General features: G+C 69.2%; 17 protein-coding genes and 1 tRNA gene. 7 read left to right on the forward strand and 11 right to left on the reverse strand.

What is annotated here, in order from left to right; genetic code table 11:
- Window positions 1-7: 7 nt before the first annotated feature.
- Window positions 8-925, reverse strand: a complete 918-nt coding sequence (locus ABQJ56_RS05030; protein WP_367843892.1) for an alpha/beta fold hydrolase — start codon at window positions 923-925, stop codon at window positions 8-10.
- 14 nt (window positions 926-939) lie between these two features.
- A complete protein-coding gene (locus ABQJ56_RS05035; protein ID WP_367843893.1) occupies window positions 940-1,542 on the reverse strand; it encodes a TetR/AcrR family transcriptional regulator in 603 nt (200 codons plus the stop codon).
- 200 nt (window positions 1,543-1,742) lie between these two features.
- Between ABQJ56_RS05035 and ABQJ56_RS05040 the strand changes: the two genes are divergently transcribed.
- The 7 genes from ABQJ56_RS05040 (at window position 1,743) to ABQJ56_RS05070 (ending at window position 12,782) form a co-directional block, all read left to right on the forward strand.
- Window positions 1,743-2,081, forward strand: coding sequence for a hypothetical protein (locus ABQJ56_RS05040; protein ID WP_367843894.1), 339 nt, complete (start codon window positions 1,743-1,745; stop codon window positions 2,079-2,081).
- Window positions 2,082-2,148: 67 nt separating this feature from the next.
- A complete protein-coding gene (locus ABQJ56_RS05045; RefSeq protein WP_367843895.1) occupies window positions 2,149-2,502 on the forward strand; it encodes a hypothetical protein in 354 nt (117 codons plus the stop codon).
- Window positions 2,503-2,724: 222 nt separating this feature from the next.
- Window positions 2,725-6,246 carry an exodeoxyribonuclease V subunit gamma gene (gene recC, locus ABQJ56_RS05050; protein WP_367843896.1) on the forward strand — a complete coding sequence of 1,174 codons (3,522 nt, stop codon included), beginning with the start codon at window positions 2,725-2,727 and terminating at the stop codon, window positions 6,244-6,246.
- The gene (recB, locus tag ABQJ56_RS05055; RefSeq protein ID WP_367843897.1) at window positions 6,243-9,890 is read left to right on the forward strand and encodes an exodeoxyribonuclease V subunit beta; all 3,648 of its coding nucleotides are present in this window, start codon (window positions 6,243-6,245) and stop codon (window positions 9,888-9,890) included. Before recC ends, recB begins: the two co-directional genes overlap by 4 nt.
- Entirely contained in the window at window positions 9,880-11,862 is a 1,983-nt protein-coding gene (recD, locus tag ABQJ56_RS05060; protein ID WP_367843898.1) for an exodeoxyribonuclease V subunit alpha, read from the forward strand. Before recB ends, recD begins: the two co-directional genes overlap by 11 nt.
- A gap of 18 nt (window positions 11,863-11,880) precedes the next feature.
- A tRNA-Thr gene (locus ABQJ56_RS05065) sits at window positions 11,881-11,956 on the forward strand.
- 157 nt (window positions 11,957-12,113) lie between these two features.
- Window positions 12,114-12,782 (forward strand): hypothetical protein, encoded by a 669-nt coding sequence (locus ABQJ56_RS05070; RefSeq protein WP_367843899.1) that lies wholly within the window; start codon window positions 12,114-12,116, stop codon window positions 12,780-12,782.
- 54 nt (window positions 12,783-12,836) lie between these two features.
- On the opposite strand, the gene ABQJ56_RS05075 is transcribed toward ABQJ56_RS05070, so the two are convergent.
- The 9 genes from ABQJ56_RS05075 to murJ form a co-directional block, all read right to left on the reverse strand.
- Window positions 12,837-13,847, reverse strand: coding sequence for a hypothetical protein (locus ABQJ56_RS05075; RefSeq protein WP_367843900.1), 1,011 nt, complete (start codon window positions 13,845-13,847; stop codon window positions 12,837-12,839).
- 87 nt (window positions 13,848-13,934) lie between these two features.
- Entirely contained in the window at window positions 13,935-14,243 is a 309-nt protein-coding gene (locus tag ABQJ56_RS05080) for a helix-turn-helix domain-containing protein (protein WP_367843901.1), read from the reverse strand.
- Between the two features lie 93 nt (window positions 14,244-14,336).
- Entirely contained in the window at window positions 14,337-15,113 is a 777-nt protein-coding gene (locus ABQJ56_RS05085) for a helix-turn-helix transcriptional regulator (protein ID WP_367843902.1), read from the reverse strand.
- Entirely contained in the window at window positions 15,095-16,102 is a 1,008-nt protein-coding gene (locus ABQJ56_RS05090) for a tyrosine-type recombinase/integrase (RefSeq protein WP_367843903.1), read from the reverse strand. Before ABQJ56_RS05090 ends, ABQJ56_RS05085 begins: the two co-directional genes overlap by 19 nt.
- Window positions 16,103-16,283: 181 nt before the next feature.
- Window positions 16,284-17,243 (reverse strand): 4-hydroxy-3-methylbut-2-enyl diphosphate reductase, encoded by a 960-nt coding sequence (gene ispH, locus ABQJ56_RS05095; protein ID WP_367843904.1) that lies wholly within the window; start codon window positions 17,241-17,243, stop codon window positions 16,284-16,286.
- Between the two features lie 114 nt (window positions 17,244-17,357).
- A complete protein-coding gene (lspA, locus tag ABQJ56_RS05100) occupies window positions 17,358-17,858 on the reverse strand; it encodes a signal peptidase II (protein ID WP_367843905.1) in 501 nt (166 codons plus the stop codon).
- A 142-nt stretch (window positions 17,859-18,000) separates the two neighbouring features.
- Window positions 18,001-20,979, reverse strand: coding sequence for an isoleucine--tRNA ligase (locus tag ABQJ56_RS05105; protein ID WP_367843906.1), 2,979 nt, complete (start codon window positions 20,977-20,979; stop codon window positions 18,001-18,003).
- 183 nt (window positions 20,980-21,162) lie between these two features.
- Window positions 21,163-22,116 carry a bifunctional riboflavin kinase/FAD synthetase gene (locus tag ABQJ56_RS05110; RefSeq protein WP_367843907.1) on the reverse strand — a complete coding sequence of 318 codons (954 nt, stop codon included), beginning with the start codon at window positions 22,114-22,116 and terminating at the stop codon, window positions 21,163-21,165.
- A gap of 31 nt (window positions 22,117-22,147) precedes the next feature.
- Complete coding sequence (murJ, locus tag ABQJ56_RS05115; RefSeq protein ID WP_367843908.1) at window positions 22,148-23,755, reverse strand: murein biosynthesis integral membrane protein MurJ; 1,608 nt, start codon at window positions 23,753-23,755, stop codon at window positions 22,148-22,150.
- Window positions 23,756-23,844: the final 89 nt, after the last annotated feature.

Here is a 23,844-nt window from a genome sequence, read left to right on the forward strand (position 1 = left end):
ACAGCGCTCAGGCCACGCCGAGCGGCAGTTCGGTCGTACCGACCACGCGTTCGCCCACCGCCTCGCCACGCACGAACGCCAACGACGCGGCGATCACCACAGGTGCGTCGAGTACACGGCGATGCCCCAACCCCTGCGTGGTGAGCAGGCGCGCGCCGGGCCAGTAGCGCGCGTAGCGCTCGCCCTCGCTCCACGGTACGTCGGCATCGTCGAGGTCGTGCACGATCAATGCGGGCTGGCCCAGCGCGGGCAGGTGGCGATGCACCTCCAGCTGCTCCACGGCGATGCCGGTGCGGCGCAGCAGCCAGTCGTAGAAGGCCTGGCGCAAATGCTCGCCCAGGTGCACGAGACGGAAGTAGCGGCTGGCCGCGTCGGCCATGTCCGCGGCCGGCGCCACCAGCACCAGGCGTTGCGCATGCCAGTCCTCGCCCTGCGCCAGCACCAGCGCGGCGCCGCCCAGCGAATGCCCCACCGCCAGCGCCGCCTCGCCGTAGTGGCGGCCCACGGCGCGGAGGGTGGCGGTGAATTCGGGCAGCGTGCACAGCTTGCCGCTGCTGCGGCCGTGGCCGGGCTGGTCGAAACTCACCACCGCGTAGCCCTGCGCGCGCAGCCTTTCCACCCACGGCAGGAAGCGCAGGCCGAAGCTGGACCAGCCGTGCGCCAGCAGCGCGTACGGCTGCGTGGCGGGATCGCCCCAGACATAGGTGGCGATGGTCTCGCCGCCGATCTGCAGTTCGCCACGCCGCATCGACGTGTCCTGCGGCGCCGCCAGCGCGCGGCTGCGGCTGCTGGCGAACGGCGTGGCGAACAACCGCGCGGCACGATCCGCGGTGCGTTTCGGCGCCAGCCGGCCACCGAGCGCGAAACCGGCGCGCAAGGCGCCGAGGCGGAGACGGGTGGAAACGGAAGCGGCATGCGGGGACATGGGACAGGGCCTCCTCAGGGTTGCCAGCTGCGCCACAGGCGCTCGAACGCCGCCGCGGTGTGGCGCTGGGCCGCGTCGTAGCCGAACAGCCCGCCGTCGTGGTGCAGGCCGAGCAGCAGCGCGTAGATCTCGAAAGCGAGCTGGGCGGTATCGGTGTCGGCGCGCAGGTGCCCTTCGTCCACCGCCTGCGCGATCGCCTTCTGCAGCTCGCCGCGCCAGCCGGCCTGCTGCGCCACCACGGCGTCGTGCAGCGCGCCGTCGCGGCCATCGTATTCGCTGGTGGCGGAGAGCAGCACGCAGCCGCTCTGGTGCTTGCGCGCCCAGGCGAACCAGTGCGCCACGATGGCGCGCAGGCGCGGCAGGCCGCGCGGCTGCTTCAGCGCGGGCAGCAGCACGTTGGCCATGAAGCGCCGTGCGCCCAGGTCGAGCACGGCCAGCTGCAGCTCCTCGCGTGAACCGAAGTGCGCGAACACGCCGCTCTTGGACATGCCCACGCCGGTCGCCAGCGTGCCGATGGACAGCCCTTCCAGCCCGTCGTTGCGCGCCATCGCATAAGCGTGGTCGAGGATGGTGTCGCGCGTGGCGGCGCGCTTGCCGGCGGGGGATGCGGTTTCCATGGGCGCAAAATAGCACGATCGTTCGTTCCTTAAAAGCACTGTCCAGTACGCCACCGCCGCCGGGCTTTCCACGGCGCGGGGCGCGGGCGCGCAAGCCCAACCCGTGCCTGAATGCGCCGCCGGCCTTGCGTCAACACATGCCGGCAAACCGGCGTTTTCCGTACCGCACGCCGCCTTCCGCGGCGATCATGGAGAGCACGATGAGTCGCGAGTCTTCCGCCCTGATCCTATCCGCCGCGCTGGCGCTGGCCGGTGCCGGCTTCGTCGTTGCGCCCACGGTGCAGGCCGCGCCACAGGTGTCGGTCGGCGTGGGCATCAGCGTGGCGCCGCCGGCACCCCGCTTCGAACGGGTGCCGCCGCCGCGTGCCGGCTACGTATGGGCCCCCGGCTACTGGGTGTGGAACCCGCGCATGCATCGCCACGTGTGGGTGGGCGGCCGCTGGATGCGTGCGCGCCCGGGCTACCACTACATGCCGGCGCGCTGGCGGCGGGGGCCGCATGGCCACTGGCGTTTCAGCAACGGCTACTGGGTCCGCTGACCCCCGCCCCTCCCGCGGCGCGCCAACGCCGCCCAGCCGCGCTCCATCCCACTGAACGAGGGAACCCATGTCGTCACGTCTTGCAGGTCCATTGATCGTCGCCGCCGTCGCTGCGCTGGCTGCCGGCTGCGTGATGGAGCCGCCGCCGCGGCCGCGCCGGGTGGTCTATGCGCCGCCGCCGCCGCCGGTGATGGAAGTGGTCGCGCCGCAGCCCCCGCCGCCGCGCGTCGTGGAAGTGATGCCGCCGCCACGCCCCGGCTTCATCTGGGTCCGCGGCTACTGGCGCTGGTACGGCGGCCGCTACGTTCCGGTGCACGGTCACTGGGAGGCCGTGCGCCCCGGTTACCACTACGTGCACCCGCACTGGGTGCAGCGCCGCGACGGCTGGCACTTCAGCGCGGGCGTGTGGGTGAGCGGCTGAGGGTGTACCTCTGCGATCATCCCTGATCGCGAGAGTCACGCGGGCGGCCATCCCTGGCCGCACTGCTCAAAGAAACGGCCCGGAAATTCCGGGCCGCCTCGTTTTTGCGCGCCATGCCGTGGCCGCCGCTTTTCGGGCCACCGTCGGCGCGATGCCGGAAATCGTTCCCCGCGATTCTTTTGAATCGCAGACGGCGAGACCAAAGGTGGGCAGAATCCCCGGATGCCGACACCTTCGCCCACCATGGAAGACATCCAGCCCGGCCTGATGGTCGTGCACGGCAACCATCTGGAGGACCTGCGCGACCTGCTGGTCGCCTGGCTGGCACGGACGCCGCTGGCGCCGCTGGAAGACGAGCTGATGCTGGTGCAGAGCAACGGCATCGCGCAGTGGCTGAAGCTGGCGCTGGCGCGGCCGCGCGAGGCGGGCGGCATGGGCATCAGCGCGGCGGTGGACATGCAGTTGCCCGGCCGCTTCCTGTGGCGCACATACCGCGCCGTGCTGGGTCGGGAGGCGGTGCCGGCCGATTCGCCGTTCGACAAGTCGCGGCTCGCGTGGCGGCTGATGCGCCTGCTGCCTGCGCAGCTCGAGCATGCCGAGTTCGCGCCGCTGCGCCACTTCCTCGGCGAAGGGCAAACCGATGCCGGCAAGCTGTTCCAGCTCGCGCGGCAGGTGGCCGACCTGTTCGACCAGTACCAGGTCTATCGCGCCGACTGGCTGGACGACTGGGAGCATGGCCGCGACGTGCTGCGCGACGAACTGCGCGGCGGCAGTGGGCGCCTGCCGGAGCGGCAGCGCTGGCAGGCCCGCCTGTGGCGTGCGCTGCTGCGCGACGTGGGCGCCGCACAGCGCGACAGCCATCGCGCGGCGGTGCATCGCGCCTTCCTCGCCCGTGCCGCCTCGCTGGAACAGCGTCCCGCCATGCTGCCGCGACGCATCGTGGTGTTCGGCATCTCCTCGCTGCCGCAGCAGACGCTGGAGGCGCTCACCGCGCTGGGCCGCGTCTGCCAGGTGCTGCTGCTGGTCACCAATCCCTGCCGGCACTACTGGGCCGACATCATCGAGGACCGCGAACTGTTCAAGGCCACGCAGCGCCGCCACGCCGGCAAGCCCGGCCTGCCGGCCGAGCCGCGCTACGAGGAACTGCACCTGCACGCGAACCCGCTGCTGGCCGCGTGGGGCAAGCAGGGGCGCGACTACATCCGCCTGCTCGACAGCTTCGACCGGCCCGATGCCTACCGTTTCCGCTTCGCCGCGCTGGGCCGCGACATCGACCTGTTCGCCGACCCCGGCCGCGACAGCCTGCTGCACCAGGTGCAACGGGCCATCCTCGATCTCGAACCGCTGCCGGCCGATCCCGCGCGACGCCAGCCACTGATACCCGGCGATGACTCGCTGCGCTTCCACGTCGCGCACAACCCGCAGCGCGAAGTGGAGATCCTGCACGACAACCTGCTGGCGATGTTCGAGCGGGCCGCGCGCGACGGCCGGCCGCTGGCCCCGCGCGACGTGATGGTGATGGTGCCGGACATCCAGACCTATGCGCCGCACATCCAGGCCGTGTTCGGCCGCGTGCCGCCCGACGATCCGCGCCACCTGCCGTGCAGCATCGCCGACCGTCCCGCGCGCGGCGCCGCGCCCCTGCTGGTGGCGCTGGAACAGTTGCTGCGCCTGCCCGAATCGCGGTTTGCGGCGGGCGACATCCTCGACCTGCTCGATGCGCCCGCGCTGCGCCGCCGCTTCGGCCTCGACGAGGCCGGCCTGCCGGTGCTGCGCCGGTGGATCGAGGGCGCAGGCATCCGCTGGGGACTCTCCGGCGTGCAGAAGGAAGCGCTCGGCCTGCCGCCGGAGCCACAGAACACCTGGCACTTCGGCCTGCGCCGCATGCTGCTGGGTTACGCGGTGGGCGACGGCGTCTCGCTGGACGGCATCGCCCCTTACGCCGAGGTGGGTGGCCTCGACGCCGCCCTGGTCGGCCCGCTCGCCATCCTGCTCGAACGGCTGGAGCATTACTGGCGGTTGCTCGCCGCGCCAGCCACGCCCGCGCAATGGGCCGGGCGCCTGCGCGCCCTGCTCGCGGCGATGCTCGACGCCGGCCGCGACGACGACGATGCGCTGGCCCTGCAGCGCCTCGACGATGCGCTGGCCGACTGGGAACAGGCCTGCGCGGAAGCCGGCTTCGAGCAGCCGCTGCCGCTCGCCGTGGTGCGCGAGCACTGGCTGGCCGCGATCGACGAGAGCCGCCTCTCGCAGCGCTTCCTCGGCGGCGCGGTGAGCTTCGGCACCTTGTTGCCGATGCGCGCGATCCCGTTCCGCGTGGTCTGCCTGCTGGGCATGAACGATGGCGATTATCCGCGCCGCCACGACGCGCCCGACTTCGACCTGATGGCGAGCCACGGACAGCAGCGCCCCGGCGACCGCTCGCGCCGCGAGGACGACCGCTACCTGTTCCTCGAAGCCCTGCTCTCCGCCCGCGACGCGCTGTACGTGAGCTGGGTGGGCCGCAGCGCGCGCGACAACGGCGAGCTGCCACCCTCGGTGCTGGTGGGCCAGCTGCGCGACTACCTCGCTGCCGGCTGGCGGAAGGGAAAAGGGGGTCAGAGTCACTTTTCGAGCAATGGCGCGCAGGTCGAGAAGGGGGACGAGTCGAAAAGTGACTCTGACCCCCTTTCCGCGCTCACCACCACATATCCGCTACAGGCCTTCAGCCAGCGCTACTTCGACGCCGCCGGCGATGCGCGCCTGTTCACCTATGCCGGCGAATGGCAGCGCGCGCGCCAGGCCGGCCCCACGGCCGACGCCGCGCCCCTTGCGCCGTGGCAGCCCGAAACCGCGCTCGGCCTCGGCATGCTGCAACGCTTCCTGAAGGCGCCCGCGAAAACCTTCTACGCCACCCGCCTCGGCGTGCGCTTCGACGAACGCGACGATGCCGGCGAAGAGCACGAACCCTTCGCGCTCGACGGCCTCGAACGCCACGGCGCCACCGACGCCCTGCTGCGTACCGCCATCACCGCCGGCGTCGACGCGATCACCCCGGCCGCGCAACGCCTGCGCGAACAGGGCGCCCTGCCGCCCGGCAGCTTCGGCGCGCTCGCGCTGGAACCCATCGCGCACGCCGCACGCGCCGCCGGCAGCGCGTGGCACGTACTGGATGCACGCTGGCCGCGCACCGTCGGCATCCGCGAACTCCGCCACGAAGCGCACGGCCTGCGCATCGAGGATTGGTTGGGCGACCTGCGCGACGATGGCGAGGGCGGCCATGTGCGCCTGGTCCCAACGGCCAGCACGCCGACCCGCGACGGCGCCGTGCGCCACGACAAGCTGCTCGACGCGTGGGCGGCGCACCTGCTCGCCAACGCCAACGCGCTCGGGCTCGCCAGCTGGATCGTCGGCCCCGACGCCGTGCTGAAACTGCGGCCGCTCGATCCCGCCACGGCAGCCGGCCATCTCGATGCCCTGTGCGCAGCCATCCATGCCGGCATGCAGGCCCCGCTGCCCATCGCGCGCAAGACCGCATTTGCCTGGCTGCGGGCCGCGGCCAAGGGCAAGGACGCCGAAACCGCCGCGCGCCTTCGCTACGACCACAGCGAAGGCGGCTTCGGCCACGGGGAAGTGGACGAGGACGCCTGCCTCGCCCGTGAGTGGCCCGGCTTCGCGCAACTGCACGCCGCCGGCTTCGAGCACTGGCTGCACCTGTACCGTCCCCTGACCGAGGCAGTCTGCGACGAAGGAGATGCCGCATGAACGCCGCCGCCCCACTGGCTCCGCTGCGCCTGCCGCTGGCCGGCATCCAGCTGATCGAGGCCAGCGCCGGCACCGGCAAGACCTGGACCATCGCCGCGCTGTACCTGCGCCTGGTGCTCGGCCACGGCCGCGAAACGCCGCTGCTGCCCGCGCAGATCCTGGTGATGACCTTCACCAGGGCCGCCACCGCCGAACTGCGCGAACGCATACGCACGCGCCTCGCCGAAGCCGCCGACGCGTTCCGCGGCCAGCGCGAGGCCGACGACTTCCTGCGTGCGCTGATCGCCGAATACCCCGACGCCGAGGCGCGCGCGATGGCCGCGCGCCAGCTGGAACTGGCCGCGCAATGGATGGACGAGGCCGCGGTGTTCACCATCCACGGCTGGTGCCAGCGCATGCTCACCCAGCATGCCTTCGACAGCGGCGAGGCAGCCAGCGAGGGCGGCATCGCCGACGAGAGCGAGCTGCTGGCCGAGGCCGTGCGCGACTACTGGCGTCGCTACCGCTTCCCGCTGGAGCGCGGCGCTGCCGGGCTGGCCACGCAATACTGGAGGAGGCCCGACGAGCTGCAGCACGCGGTCAGGCCGCTGCTCGCCCACTCGCCCGACAGCCTGCGGCTGGCAGGCCAGCCCATCCCGGCCATCGACGACCCTGCCGGCCTGCTCGAAGCCGAAGCCCGGGCGCTGCGCGACGCCGAACTCGAAGCACGCAATGCGTGGCGCGACGACATCGAAGCAATCGAGGCAAGCATGACGGCGGCCGTGCAGGCCAGGGTCTTCAACGGCAACAAGGTCAGGGCGAAGGATCTCCCGCACCATCTCGCCACCATGCGCCACTGGGCGAAAGGCGGCGAAGCCGATCAGGAAACGCCGGGGCGATTCGGCCAGCGGCGCCTGGACGATTCGGTCAACGGTGGCAAGACGGCCCCGGCGCATGCCGCCTTCCGCGCCATCGACCGGTGGCTTGCGGCCAGGGCCGCGGCCGCTGCACTGGAGCCGCGACTGCTCGCCCATGCGGTGCCGTGGATCGCCCGCCGCCTCGACGAAGCGCGCCGCCAGCGCGCCCAGCTCGGCTACGACGACATGCTGAAGCGCCTCGACGCCGCCCTGCATGGCGCCAGCGGCGACGCACTGGCGCGCACCATCGCCATGCAATACCCGGTGGCGCTGGTCGACGAGTTCCAGGACACCGATCCGTTGCAATGGCACGGCCTGCAGCGCATCTATGGCGAACGCGACGGTGGCGCGCTGCTGCTGATCGGCGATCCCAAGCAGGCCATCTACGGTTTCCGCGGCGCGGACATCCACACCTACCTGCGCGCCCGCGCCGCGGCCGCCCGTCCGCACTGGACGCTGGGCACCAACCATCGCTCCACCGCGGCGCTGGTGCAGGCCGTCAACCGCGTCTTCGAGTACGCCGACGGCCAGCCGCAGGGCGCCTTCGGTTTCGGCGGGGCGTTGCCTTTCATCCCGGTGGATGCCCGCGGCCGCAAGGAAGTCTTGCAGCTTGATGGCAGGCCGGTGCCGGCCATGCAAATGGCCGTCCAGACGTCCGACGAACCCATCGGCATCGGCGAGTGGCGCGAGCGCATGGCCGGGCATGCAGCGGCGCAACTGGTGGCCTGGCTGGCTGCCGCGCAGGGCGGCCGCTGCGGCTTCACCGATGCGGACGGCCACCATGTGCCGCTGCAGCCTGGCGATATCGCGATCCTGGTGCGCGACAAGACCGACGCCGCTGCGATGCGGGCCGCGCTGCGCCGGCGCGGCCTCGCCCACGTCTACCTCTCCGACAACCAGTCGGTCTACGCCAGCGACGAGGCGAACGACCTGCTGCGCTGGCTGCATGCCGGCGCGCAGCCGGGCAACGACCGCGCGCTGCGTACCGCGCTGGCCACGCCCGGCATGGGCCGCAGCCTCGCCGAACTGGATCGGCTGGACCGCGACGAAGGCTACCGCGAGGCCTGCGACGAACACTTCCGCCAGCTGCACGCGCTGTGGCAGCGCCACGGCGTGCTGGCGATGCTGCACGAGCTGCTGCACCGCTTCGACCTGCCCGCGCGCCTGCTCGCCCGCGACGACGGCGAACGCGCACTCACCAACCTGCTGCACCTGGCCGAACTGCTGCAGCAGGCCGCCACCGGGCTGGATGGTGAGCACGCGCTGATCCGCTTCCTCGCCGCGCAGATCGCCAACCCCGGCAGCGGCGAGGCCGCCGAGGCGCAACTCGTGCGGCTGGAGAGCGAAGCCGCGCTGATCAAGGTGGTGACCGTCCACAAGTCCAAGGGCCTGGAATACCCGGTGGTGCTGCTGCCCTTCGCCTGCGGCTTCCGCGAGGTGAAGGACAGGGGCGCGGTCCGCAGCCGCGATGGCGGGGACCAGGTGCAGCTCGACCTCGCTCCCGACGCCGGCGCCCTGGCTGCCGCCGATCGCGAGCGCCTGCAGGAGGAATTGCGCCTGCTCTACGTGGCGCTCACCCGTGCGCGGCATGCCTGCTGGCTGGGCGTGGCCTGCCTCAGGGAAGGCCGCAAGAAGGACTCCGGCCTGCACAAGTCCGCGCTGGGCTACGTGCTGGCGGGCGGCGACCCGATTGCGCCCGACGACCTGCTGCCGCGCGTGCGGGCACTCGCCGGCGACGGCGCATCCATCGATGTCGTCGAGCTGGCCGAGACCGCCGACACGCAACGCTGCGAAGCCGCCGCGGAAACCACCCTCACCCGCGCGGCGCGCAGGTGCACGCTGCCCCCGCACGAACCGTGGTGGATCGCCAGCTACAGTGCGCTGGCGCACAGCGGCGATGCCGCGATGCCGCGCCCCGCCCCCGAGACCGCCGGGCAGGCCACGCTCGCCGAGACCGTCGCCACCGGCGACGCGGAAAGCGCGAGCGTGCCGGCACACGGCATCCATGCCTTTCCACGCGGCGCCGCGCCCGGCACCTTTCTGCACGACCTGCTGGAAAGCTGCGCCAACGAAGGCTTCGCCCGTGCCGCCGCGCCTTCCGCCGGCTTGCGCGACACCATCGCGCGGCGCTGCCAGGCGCGCGGCTGGCCAGCCTGGATCAAGCCGCTGACGCAATGGCTGCCCGAACTGCTGCGCACGCCGCTGCCCCTGCCCGACGGCACGGCGATGCCGCTGGCCGCGCTGGCCGATCCGCAGCGCTATCGCGCCGAGCTGGAATTCTGGTTCGAGGCGAACCGCGTCGATGCGCGGGCGCTGGACCGCCTCGTGAGCGCGCACACGCTGGACGGCGCGACGCGCCCGGCACTCCCGGCCAACCTCGTGAACGGCATGCTCAAGGGCTTCATCGACCTGGTGTTCGAACACGAGGGCCGCTGGTACGTGGCCGACTACAAGTCGAACCGGCTGGGCCACGACGCCGGCGCCTACACCACGGAAGCGATGCGCGATTCGGTGCTGCAAAGCCGCTATGACCTGCAGTACGCGATCTACACCCTGGCCCTGCACCGCCAGCTCAAGGCGCGCCTGCCAGGCTACGACTATGCGCGCCACATGGGCGGCGTGCTCTATCTCTACCTGCGCGGTGTCGATGGCAAGGGCCACGGCGTGCACCGCGAGCGGCTGCCGTTCGCCCTGGTCGATGCGCTGGACCGCCTGTTCGCCACGGGAGGCATCGCGCATGCGGCATGACGCCCTGTTCGCCCTGCTCGACCGCGCGCTGGAACAGCAGCGCCTGCGTCCGCTGGACGTGGCCTTCGCCCGCTTCCTCGCCGAGCAGGACGCGCAGATCGCGCCCGCGCTGCCATGGCTGGGCGCCGTGCTCAGCCGGCAACTCGCCGACGGCCACCTCTGCCTCGACCTCGAACTGCTGCCCGCGCTGGCGCAGGAACACGACTGGCCCGCCGAATGGCAGGCGCTGGCCGCCACGCTGTACGACGGCGACGCCTTGCGCCTGCCCGCCTCGCCGCTGCTCGCCGCCCACCACGACGGCGAGCCGGCCAACGCGCCACTGGTGCTCGACGGCACCCGGCTGTACCTGCGGCGCTACTGGAACCACGAGCGCAGCGTGGCGCAAGGCATTCTCGCCCGCGTGGCGTGCGCGGAACCGCCGCCGGAACACCTGGCCGGCGAACTCGCGCGGCTGTTTCCCGCCGCGTCGGGCGGCGCGCCCGACTGGCCGCGTGTCGCCTGTGCGCTGGCCACGCGCGGCGCGTTCGGCGTGATCACCGGCGGCCCGGGCACGGGCAAGACCACCACGGTGGTGCGCCTGCTCGGCCTGCTGCAGACGCAGCGGCTGCGCCAGCAGGCGCAGCCGCTGCGCATCCGCCTCGCCGCGCCCACCGGCAAGGCCGCCGCGCGGCTCAACGCCTCGATCAGCGATCAGCTCGCGCGCCTCGACGTGGACGATGCCGTGCGCGCGGCGATCCCGTCCGAAGCGCTCACCCTGCATCGCCTGCTGGGCGCACGGCCGGATACGCGCCGCTATCGCCACGACCGCCGCAACCCGCTGCACCTGGACGTGCTGGTGATCGACGAAGCCTCGATGATCGACCTGGAAATGATGGCCGCCGTGCTCGACGCGCTGCCCGAGTCGGCACGGCTGGTCCTGCTCGGCGACAAGGACCAGCTCTCCTCGGTGGAAGCCGGCGCGGTGCTGGGCGACCTGTGCCGCCGCGCCGAAGCCGGCCACTACGACGACGCCACCGCACGGTGGGTCGCGGCCACCACCGGCGACGACATCGCGGCCTTCGTGCATGCCGATGCGCAGCCGCTGGACCAGCGCATCGTCATGCTGCGCCAGAGCCATCGCTTCGGCGCGGGCAGCGGCATCGGCCAGTTGGCACGGGCAGTGAACGCGGGCGACGCGTCTGCGGCGCTGGCGCTGCTGCAGACGCCCGGGCCCGATCTCGCCTGGCAGCCCGCCATCGACGAGAGTGCGCTGGCGGCCCTGGCAATCGACGGTTCGGCTGCGCCGCACGGCGACGGCGATGCCTGCGGCTATCGCCACTACCTCGAATGGCTGCACGCGCATCGTCCCGCCCCCGGCGCTGGCGAAGCGGCGCACGCGGATTGGGCACGCGGCGCGCTGGAGGCATTCAACCGCTTCCAGCTGCTGTGCGCACTGCGCCGCGGCCCGCACGGCGTGGAAGGCCTGAACCGGCAACTCGCCACTGCGCTGCACGCCCGCGGCCTGATCGAGAGCGAGCACGGCTGGTACGAAGGCCGCCCGGTGCTGCTCACCCGCAACGACTACGGGCTGGGCCTGATGAACGGCGATATCGGCCTGTGCCTGCGGCTGCCCACCGCCGACGGCACGGGCGACGCCCGACTGGCGGTGGCCTTCCTCGCCACCGCCACGGATCGCGACGGCGGCACGCGACTGCGCTTCGCAACGCCCTCGCGGCTGGGTGAGGTGGAAACCGCCTGGGCGCTCACCGTGCACAAGTCGCAAGGCTCGGAGTTCGAACACACCGCCCTGCTGCTGCCGCCGGAACCGAACGCCGTGCTGACGCGCGAACTGCTCTACACCGGCATCACCCGCGCCCGCCGCCGGTTCAGCCTGGTCGGCAGCGCGGCGATCGTGGAGCAGGCGATTGCCCACCGCACGCGGCGCCACTCCGGCCTGGCCGCGCGGCTTGCGCCTCACCCGGCCGGCCCGTAAAATCCACGGTTCGGCATCGCCGGAATAGCTCAGTTGGTAGAGCGGCGCATTCGTAATGCGTAGGTCGCAGGTTCGACTCCTGTTTCCGGCACCAGTCCAAAATTGAAGAAAGCCCCGGAAATCAAAGCTTCCGGGGCTTTTTTCGTTGACCGGCCATCCAACGCTGTCCTACGCTTTCTGGGGCAAAACGCACTCTTTCCAACGTATTCTTGCCCCAGGATTGCCCCGCACTTTCTGCCCGGGAGCGGCTCATGATCGTGACAGCCGAGGAACGCACGGCCTACTTTTTGGGCAAGCTGGAAACGAGGTGGCCGAACCGCTTGGCGCTGTCGGTCAAGGAGACCGCGCAAACTCTCCACGAGATGCTCGGGGTCAAGCTCGGCACCGGTGCGGAGGAACTGGTTCGGCGCGCCATCCAGTCCGGACGATTGATCCCGGGGCTCGGTCGCCCTGCGGGGCGCCAGTGGCGCATCCCCCTGTATGACCTGGCCTACCACTTCGGTCACGGCTTCCAACCCGGTGACTTGGCCACCACCTCGAAGCTCGCCACCACTCGACGGCGTCCAGTCACTCCGATGCGCGAGTCCAGTTCGCCCGAGGCCACTCCCAAGCGGCGCGGAAGGGCGGCCATCGTGCCGTCCACCGGCTTTCTGGATACCCGAGAGACTTTCCGGTTATACGGGAAAGATGGTGATGAGGTTTGGCAGCTGGCCCCCGAGCAGATCCCTGATCCGTTGCCCACCTTCGACACGGAAACTCAGCAGCAGCGCGATGCGCGGAACCGGGAGCGCACCACACAGATCTGGGAGGAAGTGAGCCATGCCCTCCGTGCGATCCGGGCGCGGGAGCGAGCGGAGCAGGCCATGGAGTTGCCAGCACCCACAAGGAAGCGGGGGAACTTGAGCAAAAGTCGCGCATGAAGCCACCGAAAGTGGGCGCGCGCAACACCGTTCCTCATCAAGACTAGCGACACGTCAGGTGCTTGCTTTCGCAACCGCCTCCGCCACCTTTTCCTCGATCCATTCCGGAAGCATCAGGTCATGCCAGTGCCCCACGGGATGATTGGCCCACTCTCCCTTTGCCCTAGGCAATCGCCAGCATTTGTTGCTTCGATCGTCACAAATCCCGATCCCCCGAGGCGTTAACGCCAAGCGGAGGTGCGGCAAATCGCTCTCCCCCCACGCCCCTCGGTCACGGATGACTTCGCTGATCGCAATCTGCGCGATGGCGTCTACTCCCCTGGTCACCTGATCGGAGGCCAATGTGACCCTAGTTGGTGTTGACGCGGTGGTGATTCCTCCTGGCACATACACCGCACCGTCCACGACGACATAGGACGAAACACCCGCGACCCGGAGTTTTTTGACATCCTCTTCTGGAAACGGTGACGTTGAAGGGAGGATGCCATTCAAACGAAAGCGCTCCGCCGCCTCGGGCCAGCTGTGCACGAACGCCTCGACCAGCGCTCGCTTCTCCATGGCGCCATGGGTTCCGATGTCAAGGCAGGCAATCGCGTTGTCAAACACGATGGCAAACAACAGTTGCCCGGAGCGTTCTGAATAATATTGGTCGAATCTCTTGGTCGGTAGTGCGAGATGGAAGTGATGAATGCTCCACTCCGCCCATAAAAGATCCGTTCTGTTTTGCCGCTTGGTCCCGCTGGTGTCGTGATGCCTGGTCAACCCTTTCCCCTGAAAAGGGTTGAGGTCTTCACCAGCCAAACTGAGCCGTTCAAACTCGTCCAGTGCCTGTCCTACTTCACTGGATAAGTTCTTCGGAAAGACCGTCGAACACACCAACGGACGAGGCTTCGGATCTACGAACCGAAGCCGGAAATCCAGCCATCGCAAGAGGGTTCTATCCAGATGTGGGATGGCCCTGGAATGGGTCAGCCCGCAAAACTCGATCAGTGATTTGGCAATCGCTTCGGTGTCCACTCGAAACTTGGTCGTCAGCTCATCACTGAATGGCGGCTTGTCTTCCATCGTGATTACACCCCCAGTGGTGCCACCTCTGTCTTCCCTGTTGGCCGACATCGGGCGTCGGTCACGTCCGACGCGCGGTGTGGGCCTCTATCTCCGGGCCTTGGTTCGACCCTTCGCCGGTGTCCCCAAGGCCTGCTCGATTTCCTTGGCCCAGTGCACCAAATCGCCACCACACGCATGGACCCAATCATGGATCTGCAAGCCGTCCAGTCGGACGGTGCCCCGTTCTGCCGAGGTGATGAAGGATTGAGGGCGCTGCAACAAGGCCGCCAGTTCGTCTTGGGTCAGATTGGCCCTTTCCCGGAAGGCGCGGAGCGTGGCCAAAAACACGGGGTTCTCGGCGCGGTAGACCGACTTGATCCCCAACTGCTTGGCTGATTTTCGCGCAAGCGCCATGGCCTATCCCCAAATGTATTGGGGCCTAACCATATACGCCAACTTTCGATACGCAGTTACATGAAGTTTAGATGAAACACCCTCGGAGAAGCCTCAGCGACTGGCCTTGGGCAGGCTGGCCAACAGCACCACCAGGGCACGCAGATTGACAGCCCCCGTTTTGGACAACAGCGCCCGGATTTGGGTGCGAACGGTGGCGATGCTGACCCGCGCACGATCGGCATGATCCTGGGGGCTGTGGCCTTGCGCCAGCGCATCGGCCAACCGGGCCTCGGCGGCGGTGAGCCCGAAGGCTTGTTGATACAGGCGGCTACCGGTGGCCTGAGCCTCCACCTGCGCCCGAACCAGCACCAGCACGGAAGCATTCCCAGCCGGGAGCATCGCCTCACGCTGCCCGGGTGACCCTTCCTCGGCCCGTGAGGCCGCTTCCAATCCCTTGGGCATCGTGAATCCGATCCCTTGTTCCCGCGGCAACGGCAGCAGGGAGAACAGGAGCGAGACCACGCGCCCGCCGACCGTGTGCACTACGGTCGTGGAACGCGCCTGACGATCAGCCGTGACCTGTTTGAACAAGTCCCGCAGGGTGGCCCCGTAGCCCCAGGAGCGCCGGAAGCCTTGGGCGGTGAGCACGTCCCCCAGCAACTGGTTCACGGCTTGGTTGGCAAAAAGCACGTGCTGCCGGTCATCCAGGATCAGGATGCCCTGGCCCAAGGTTTCCAAGGCGAAGAAACCGGCTGCCGCCGCGCCCCGCACCTCGTCGGCCATGAACAATTGGCTGGCCCAGCGGGACAGGTGATACATGAACCCTGAAACCGCGGCCCGCTTCTCGTCTGAGAACTGAGGGCGACCGATCAGATGATTGATGGCCACGTGGATGTTCTTGCCACCCCTGCGGTAACCCGCCCGCTTTTTGGCTGTGGCTGCTCGCCCATCAGGCCACGCAACGCATCCACGGCTCCCTGCGCCAAGGGAATGGTGCGGTGACGCTTGCGCCCCTTAGGATCCTTCGTGTCCCGGAACGTCGCCATCGGGACTTCCGCGGCCAAGTCCACGTCGGCCCAGTCCAGTTTCAACGCCTCACTGCGCCGCGCCCCCGACCAGCGCAGGAAACGCAAACAGGCCAAGGTTTCCGGGGTGGCATCCGCCAGGGCGGCCAGGATCTTCGACAGTTCCTCATCCGACACTAACCGGCCCTCTCGCTCATGCTCATGCGGGGCATTCGGCTGGGGCCGTTGCGCCAATGGCACCGGATTGACGATCTCAAACTTCCACTCGCGCGCCGCCGCACGATAGACCGACGACAACAGCATCAGGCGGCGAATGATGGTGGCCGGCTTCAATATCCGCAGGTTGCCGTTCTCGTCCATGCGCCGGTATCTGAAAAAGTCGATCTCATGATTAAGATCCGAGGCCGTCACCGCGTCCGGCGCTTTCGCCATCAGGCCGGGGCACTCGGTCAGCCAGCACTTGGCCAGGTAAATGTCCTTCTCGATCCACTTCTTCCGCGCATGAAGCGGGACTTTTCGGATTTCCCCGTGTTTCAGCGCCAGCGCGCCGGCCCGGGCTTCCTCGATGTAGCGCTCAACCCATCCACCCAAGGTTTGGTCTTCCAACCGATTGCCTTGCCGGGCGCCATCCAGCCGGAGCGACCGTTGCTGCTCGGCCAGCCAGGCGCGGGCGCGGGTGAGGGCAGACGTCCGGGAATAGGGCGAGTCCGCCGGAACCAGGGGATCATAGGGAAACTGCTGGTTCAGGCTGTGGCGGTTGCCTTCCCGATCCGATCGCCTCACTCGGGCCCGGATGGCCGAGCTATCCATTCGGTCTTCCAACCCACGTCCCAACGACTTGCGAGCGGCCATCGCACGGCTCCCTCATGGCGATGGGCCGAGATTGCCCCAGCGATGACCTAACCTCAAGAAAAGAAACATTTTCTTGAGTCTTCGTAATGCGTAGGTCGCAGGTTCGACTCCTGTTTCCGGCACCATCGAACAAGCAAAAGGCCCGCAGCGATGCGGGCCTTTTGTCGTCCGGCTGGTCGAATCAATCCTTCGCCGGACTGCCGGCAAACAGGCGCAGCTCCTTCGGCAGGGCAAAGGTGATGGTTTCCGCTTCGCCGTCCAGTTCGCGCACTGCGCCGGCGCCCCAGGATTGCAGGCGGGCGATCACGTCGCGCACCAGTTTCTCCGGCGCGGAAGCGCCGGCGGTGAGGCCGATGCGCTGCACGCCGTCCAGCCAGCTGCGCTCGATATGCTCGGCGCCGTCGATCAGGTAGGCGCGCACGCCCTGCTTCTCGGCCAGCTCGCGCAGGCGGTTGGAGTTGGAGCTGTTGACCGAGCCGACCACCAGCATCAGGTCCACCGCGTCGGCGAGCCGGCGCACGGCGTCCTGGCGGTTCTGCGTGGCGTAGCAGATGTCGTCCTTGCGCGGCCCCTCGATGTCGGGGAATTTCTCGCGCAGCGCGGCGATGATCGCCTTGGTGTCGTCCACCGACAGCGTGGTCTGGGTGACGTAGGACAGGTCGTGCGGGAACTTCGGCGCCAGCGCGGCCACGTCCTCCACCGATTCCACCAGCAGGATCTCGCCACTGTTGGCGACGTTCCACTGGCCCATCGTGCCTTCCACCTCGGGATGGCCGGCGTGGCCGATCAGCACCACGCTGCGGCCGATGCGCCCCAGCCGCGCCACTTCCATGTGCACCTTGGTGACCAGCGGGCAGGTGGCGTCGAACACCTTGAGGTCGCGCTGCTCGGCCTCCTCGCGCACCGCCTGCGACACGCCGTGGGCGCTGAAGATCACGGTGGCGCCGTCGGGCACCTCGTTTAGCTCTTCCACGAACACCGCGCCGTCGTGGCGCAGCTTGTCCACCACGTAGCGGTTGTGCACCACCTCGTGGCGCACGTAGATCGGCGCGCCGTAGGATTCCAGCGCACGCTCGACGATGGCGATGGCGCGGTCGACGCCGGCGCAGAAACCGCGGGGATTGGCGAGCAGGATGTCCATAGTGAAAGCCGTGGCGATATCCCTCCCCCTGCAAGCAGGGGGAGATGGAGGGGGTAAGGGCTTCACCCCTCCCCGGCCCTCCCCTACTACGCAGGGGAGGGAGAAGCCTGCAGATTATCGCACGCCGCCCTGTCCCTTCCCGCCGAACAGCCCGAACGCCACCAGCAGCACGGCGCCCACGGTGATGCCGCAATCGGCAAGATTGAACACCGGGTAGTGCCAGTTGCCGAACTGCACGTCGATGAAGTCGGTGACCTGGGCCGCGTGCAGGCGGTCGATCAGGTTGCCGATGGCGCCGCCGATGACCATCGAAAGCGGCAGCGCGGTGCGCCAGTCGCGCCGCGCGGTGCGCGCCAGCCAGACGACCAGCACCGCGCTGATGACCAGCGCCAGCGCCACGAAGAACCAGCGCTGCCAACCGTCGCCCCAGGCGAGGAAGCTGAAGGCCGCGCCGGGGTTGTAGGCCAGCGTCCAGTTGAGGAAGCCGGGGATCACCGGGTGCGGCAGGCCCACCGGCTGCAATGCGGCCAGCGCCCACCACTTGCTGAGCTGGTCGAGGACGATGACTAAGGCAGAAAGCAGCAGCCAGGGGAGTGCGTTGGGTTTGGTGGTCATGCAATGACTCTCAAGGTGAATTCCCTTCTCCCTCCGGGAGAAGGTGCCCCGGAGGGGCGGATGAGGGTTCGGACTTGGATAGGCGCGCCGCAAGTACCGCACCCTCACCTCTCTCCCAAAGGGAGAGGGGCTCCGGCAAGCGTCAGAACCAGCGCCGTGTCTCGCCCGGCCCTTCCACATTGCTCACGCAACGGCCGCACAGCTCCGGGTGGTCGGCGTGATGGCCCACGTCGTCGCGGCGGTGCCAGCAGCGCACGCACTTGGCGGCGCCGCTGACCGTGGCCGAGACCCACACGTCGACGCCTTCCAGCTCGGTGAGCACGGCGTCGTCCGGCTGGCCGCCGGCCTTGTCCAGGCGCACGTCGGAGGTGATGAAGAAGAAGCGCAGCTCCTCCATCGCCGGCGCATAGCGCGCCACGGTGGCCTCGTCGGCATGGATCGCCAGCTTCGCCTCAAGCGCGGCGCCGATCTTTTCGGCCTTGCGCATCCCTTCGAGCACGCGCGCGGCGGTGTCGCGGATCGCCAGCAGGTCGGCCCACCAGCGCCGCTGCCCGGGCGATGCCTGCGCGGCGGCCAGGCCGTCGTACCAGGTCTCGAACAGCACGCTCTCGCCGCGCTGGCCCGGCAACGCCTGCCAGATTTCCTCGGCGGTGAACGCCAGGATCGGCGCCAGCCAGCGCACCAGCGCCTCGGCGATGCGGTACATCGCGCTCTGCGCGCTGCGCCGGCCGTGGCTGTCGGTGGGCATGGTGTAGAGGCGGTCCTTGGTGATGTCCAGGTACAGCGCGCCCATCTCGTTGGTGCAGAAGTTCTGCACGCGCGCCACCACTTCGGGAAAGTCGTAGCGCTCGTAGGCGGCGACCACCGCCTGCTGCACGTCGTACGCCTGCTGCACCGCCCACTGGTCCAGCGGCAGGCTGTCTTCCACTGCCACCAGGTGCCTCGCGGGATCGAAGCCGTCGAGGTTGCCGAGCAGGAAGCGCGCGGTGTTGCGCAGGCGGCGGTAGCCGTCCGAGACGCGCTTGAGGATCTCGTCGGAGACGCTCATCTCGTTGCGGTAGTCGGCCGAGGCCACCCACAGGCGCAGCACGTCGGCGCCCAGCGTGTCCATCACCTTCTGCGGCGCCACCACGTTGCCCAGCGACTTGGACATCTTGCGGCCCGAGGCGTCCACGGTGAAGCCGTGGGTGAGCACGTCGTCGTAGGGCGCGCGGCCGTGGATCGCCGCCGAGGTGAGCAGCGAGGACTGGAACCAGCCGCGGTGCTGGTCGGAGCCTTCGAGGTACATCACCTTGTATTCGCGTGCACCGCCCTGCTGCAGCTCGGGACGCTGGCCGATCACGCCGAAATGGGTGACGCCGGAGTCGAACCACACGTCGAGCACGTCGGTGACCTTGTCGTAGTCCCTGGCCTGGTCGCCCAGCAGCTCGGCGGGATCGAGGTCGTACCACGCGTCGATGCCGCCCTGCTCCATGCGCTTCGCCACCTGCTCCATCAGCGCCACGGAATCCGGATGCGGCTCCTGCGTGGCCTTGTGCACGAACAGCGCGATCGGCACGCCCCAGGTGCGCTGGCGGCTGATGCACCAGTCCGGGCGGCCGGCCACCATGCCGGCGATGCGCTCCTCGCCCCAGCCCGGCACCCAGCGCACGTCCTTGAGCGACTTCAGTGCCGTGGCGCGCAGGCCGGCCTGTTCCATGCCGATGAACCACTGCGGCGTGGCACGGAAGATCACCGGCGTCTTGTGGCGCCAGCAGTTCGGGTAGCTGTGCTCGATCCTCGCGTGCGCCAGCAGCACGCCGCGCGCGCGCAGCAGCTCGGCGATGGCGTCGTTGGCCTTCCAGATGTGCATGCCCGCGAGGTCGAGGTCGCCGGCACCTGGCCCACCCGCCTTGGGCGTGTCGTCGCGGTAGGTGCCGCGCGCGCCGATGTAGTTGAGCAGGCCGATGCCGTTCTCGCGGCCGACCACGAAGTCCTCCACGCCATGGTCGGGCGAGGTGTGCACCGCGCCGGTACCGTCCTCGGCGCTGACGTGCTCACCGAGGATGACGGGCACTTCGCGGTCGTAGAACGGATGACGGAGCTTCACGCCATTGAGCGCGGCACCCGCGACATGGCCAAGCACTCTCCCCTCTCCCGCTTGCGGGAGAGGGGTCGGGGGAGAGGGCACGACGGCACCGGAAGGCTGCGCTCCGCCCGTACCCTCTCCCGCCCTTCGGGCATCCTCCCCCGGAGGGGGAGGGGAATAGCGTGCGAGCGCCTTGTCGACCAAGGCGCTCGCGATCACCAGCAGCACGCGCTTGCCGTTGCGTGCCGGGCCTTCAACCAAGGCGTATTCCAGCTCCGCGCCCAGCGATACCGCCTGGCTTTCCGGCAGCGTCCACGGCGTGGTGGTCCAGATCGGCACGGCGACGATGGCGTCGTCCGCGTCCACGCCGAAGGCCGCCGCCAGCGCCTGCGGATCGACCGCGTCGTAGGCCACGTCCACCGCCGGCGAGACCTTGTCGCCGTATTCGATCTCCGCCTCGGCCAGCGCCGAGCCGCAGTCGAAGCACCAGTACACCGGCTTGGCGCCGCGCACCACGTGGCCGTTGGCGACGATGCGCGACAGCGCGCGCACCATGTCGGCCTCGTACTTGAAGTCCATCGTGCGGTACGGGTTTTCCCAGTCGCCCAGCACGCCCAGGCGCTTGAAGCCGGCGCGCTGGGTGTCGATCTGCTCGGCGGCGTATTCGCGGCACTTCTGCCGGAACGCGCGCGCGTCCAGCTTCTCGCCCGGCTTGCCGTGCTGCTTCTCCACCGCGATCTCGATCGGCAGGCCGTGGCAGTCCCAGCCCGGCACGTAGGGCGCGCGGTGGCCGGCGAGCAGCTTGGAGCGCACCACCATGTCCTTGAGGATCTTGTTGACCGCGTGGCCGATGTGGATCGCGCCGTTCGCGTACGGCGGCCCGTCGTGCAGCACGAAGGCCTTGTCGCGGCCGGCGGTCTTCGCCTGTATCTGCGCGTAGCGGCCCGCCTGCTCCCACTCGGCCAGCCAGCCCGGCTCGCGCTTCGGCAGGTCGCCGCGCATCGGGAAATCCGTCTGCGGCAGGTTGATCGTGCTCTTGTAGTCCTGGGTCATCGCTTCGGGTGCCTCTTCGGTCCCGCCCCGGAACCGCCCGGCCCGGAGCGCTGTAGTGCCGCCCGCCGCGCGCGGCGGCAGGCGCTCGCGCTGCGGGCGGATGCCTTCAAATAATAATGACGATCGCTGCCGCATTCGTGCGGCGGCGACGGGTGCAACGCGGATTGGACGTGTCGCAGGGCTTCATGCGCGGGCCAGTACCGGATTCATGCCCAGGATCTCCCGGGCCGAACGCGCATCATGATCCATCTGCGCCTTGAGCGCATCCAGATCGTCGAATTTCTGCTCGTCGCGCAGCTTGGCCACGAACTCCACCGCCATGCGCCGGCCGTAGAGGTCGCCCTCGAAATCGAACAGGTGCGCCTCCAGCAGCGGCCGGCTGACCTGGTTCACCGTGGGCCGCACGCCCAGGCTGGCCACACCCGGCCAGCTGCATTCGCTCTCGCCCAGGCCCACGCGCACCGCGAAGATGCCCTGCACCGGACTCACCCGCTCGCGCAGGTGGATGTTGGCGGTGGGAAAGCCCAGCGTGCGGCCGAGCTGGTTGCCGTATTCCACCTTGCCCTCGATCACGAACGGACGACCGAGCAAGGCCGTGGCGGCAGCAAAATCGCCCGCGCCCAGCAACTGGCGCACGCGACTGGCGGAGACGCGGGCGCCATCCAGCAGGATGGCCGGCATCACGCAGCCGGCGAAACCGGCCTTCTCGCCCAGCTCGCGCAGCAAGGCCACGTCGCCCTCGCGCTTGTGCCCGAAGCGGAAGTCCGCGCCCACCCATACTTCTTTCGCAGCCACGCGCTCGACCAGCACGCGCTGCACGAAGTCCCGGGCGGACATCGCCGCCAGCCCGGCGTTGAAGCGCAGCATGTGCACCTGCCCGAAATCCGCCGCGGCAAAGCCGAGCAGCTTTTCACGCACGCTGGAAAGCCGGGGCAGCGGCTCGGCCGAGAAATAGGTCCGTGGCAGCGGCTCGAACGTCACCACCGCCGCTGCGCAGCCCAGGGACCGCGCACGGCGCTGCACCTGGGCAAACAAGGCCTGGTGCCCCCGGTGCAGGCCATCGAACGCGCCGATGGCCACCACGCTGCCGCCGGGCACAAGGCAGGGGCCTGCGATATCGCGGGAAAGTTTCGTCATCGCGCCAGTATATCGGGCCCGTCCAGGCCACTCACACTGCCCGCAGGTCCCGCAACCGCAAACCCGCCCCGAACAGCGCCGCGACATACGCCGCGCCACCCGCCACCACCATCGCCGCAAGACGCCAGACGCGGGTGAAGGTGCCGACGTGATCCCAGTCCGGCCACAGCCAGCGGCCGAGCAGCAGCACCGCCACCATCGCCGCGCAGGCCAGTGCCAGCCGTGTCCAGTGCCGCAACCAGCCCGTCTGGCGCTGGTAGACACCGGCGCGCTTCAGCCAGTGCCACAGCAGCACGAAGTTGAGGTAGCTGGACAGCGTGCTGGCAATGCCCAGCGCCAGGTGCAGGCCCGGCACCTGCGCGATGCCGGCCAGCCAGCTCTCCCGGCGCACCGCGGCTGGCGCCCACAGCTCGAACAGCAGCGCGATGAACAGGAAGTTGCCCAGCATGTTCACCACCAGCGCCGCCACGCCGGCGCGCACCGGGGTCCTGGTGTCCTGGCGCGAATAGAACGCGGGCAGCAGCACCTTCACCAGCGCAAAGGCCGGCAGGCCGCAACTCAAGGCCAGGATCGACAGCGTGGACATGCGCGTGTCGAACGCATTGAAGCGGCCGTGCTGGAACAGCGTGGCCACGATCGGTTCGGACAGCAGCAGCAGCGCGCACATCGCCGGCACCGAGATCAGCAGGGTGAGCCGCAAACCCCAGTCCAGCGCACGCGAGAACCCCTCGCGATCCGTGTTCACGTGGTGGCGCGACAGCGAGGGCAGCACCACCGAGCCCAGCGCCACACCGAACACGCCCAGCGGCAATTCGAGGAAACGTGTGGACAGCGACAGCCAGCTCTGCGAGCCGGTGACCAGCAGCGAGGCAATCACCGTGTCCAGCAGCAGGTTGATCTGCGCCACCGAGGAGCCGAACAGCGTGGGCACCATCAGCTTGAGGATGCGCTTGACCTCGGGATGGCTCCAGCCCCAGCGCGGCCACACCAGCAGGTCCAGCCTGCGCAGCGCCGGCAGCAGGAACAGCAACTGCAGCACGCCGGCCGCCAGCACCGCCCAGCCCATCGCCATGATCGGCACGTCCAGCCGCGTCGACAGCCACAGCGCGCCCGCGATCATGCAGATGTTGAGGATCACCGGCGCCAGCGCCGGCAGCGCGAAGCGGTGGAAGCTGTTGAGCACGCCCGCCGCCAGCGCGGTCAGCGACACGAAGAACAGGAACGGGAACGTCAACCGCAACAGGGCTATGGTGAGGTCGAACTTGTGCGGCTGGTCCAGCGCGCCCGGCTCGAACAATGTCGCCACCTGCGGCGCGAAGATCAGCCCCAGCGCGGTCACCAGCAGCACCACCGCGCCCAGCGTGCCGGAGACGCGTGCCATCAGTTGCCGCAGGTCCTCGTGCGTGCCCTTCTCCTTCACCTCGGTGAACACCGGCACGAAGGCGGTGGAGAACGAACCCTCGGCAAACAGCCGGCGCATGAAGTTGGGGATGCGGAACGCCACCCAGAACGCATCGGTGACGGCATTGGCGCCGAATACCGTGTTGAGCGACATGTCCCGGACCAGGCCGAGCACGCGCGACACCATCGTCATGCTGCTGAACGAGAGCAGCCCGCGGAACATGCTGGGGGACTTCATGCCGATGGAAGATCCTGGATCAATGCGGGCGACGGGCGCACAGTCTGCCAGCCGGCGCGGGCAAGATCACCGGCGGATCATGGCCGAAT

Origin of the sequence: Rhodanobacter geophilus (genome assembly GCF_040812275.1) — a bacterium.
GTDB classification, from domain to species: domain Bacteria; phylum Pseudomonadota; class Gammaproteobacteria; order Xanthomonadales; family Rhodanobacteraceae; genus Rhodanobacter_A; species Rhodanobacter_A geophilus.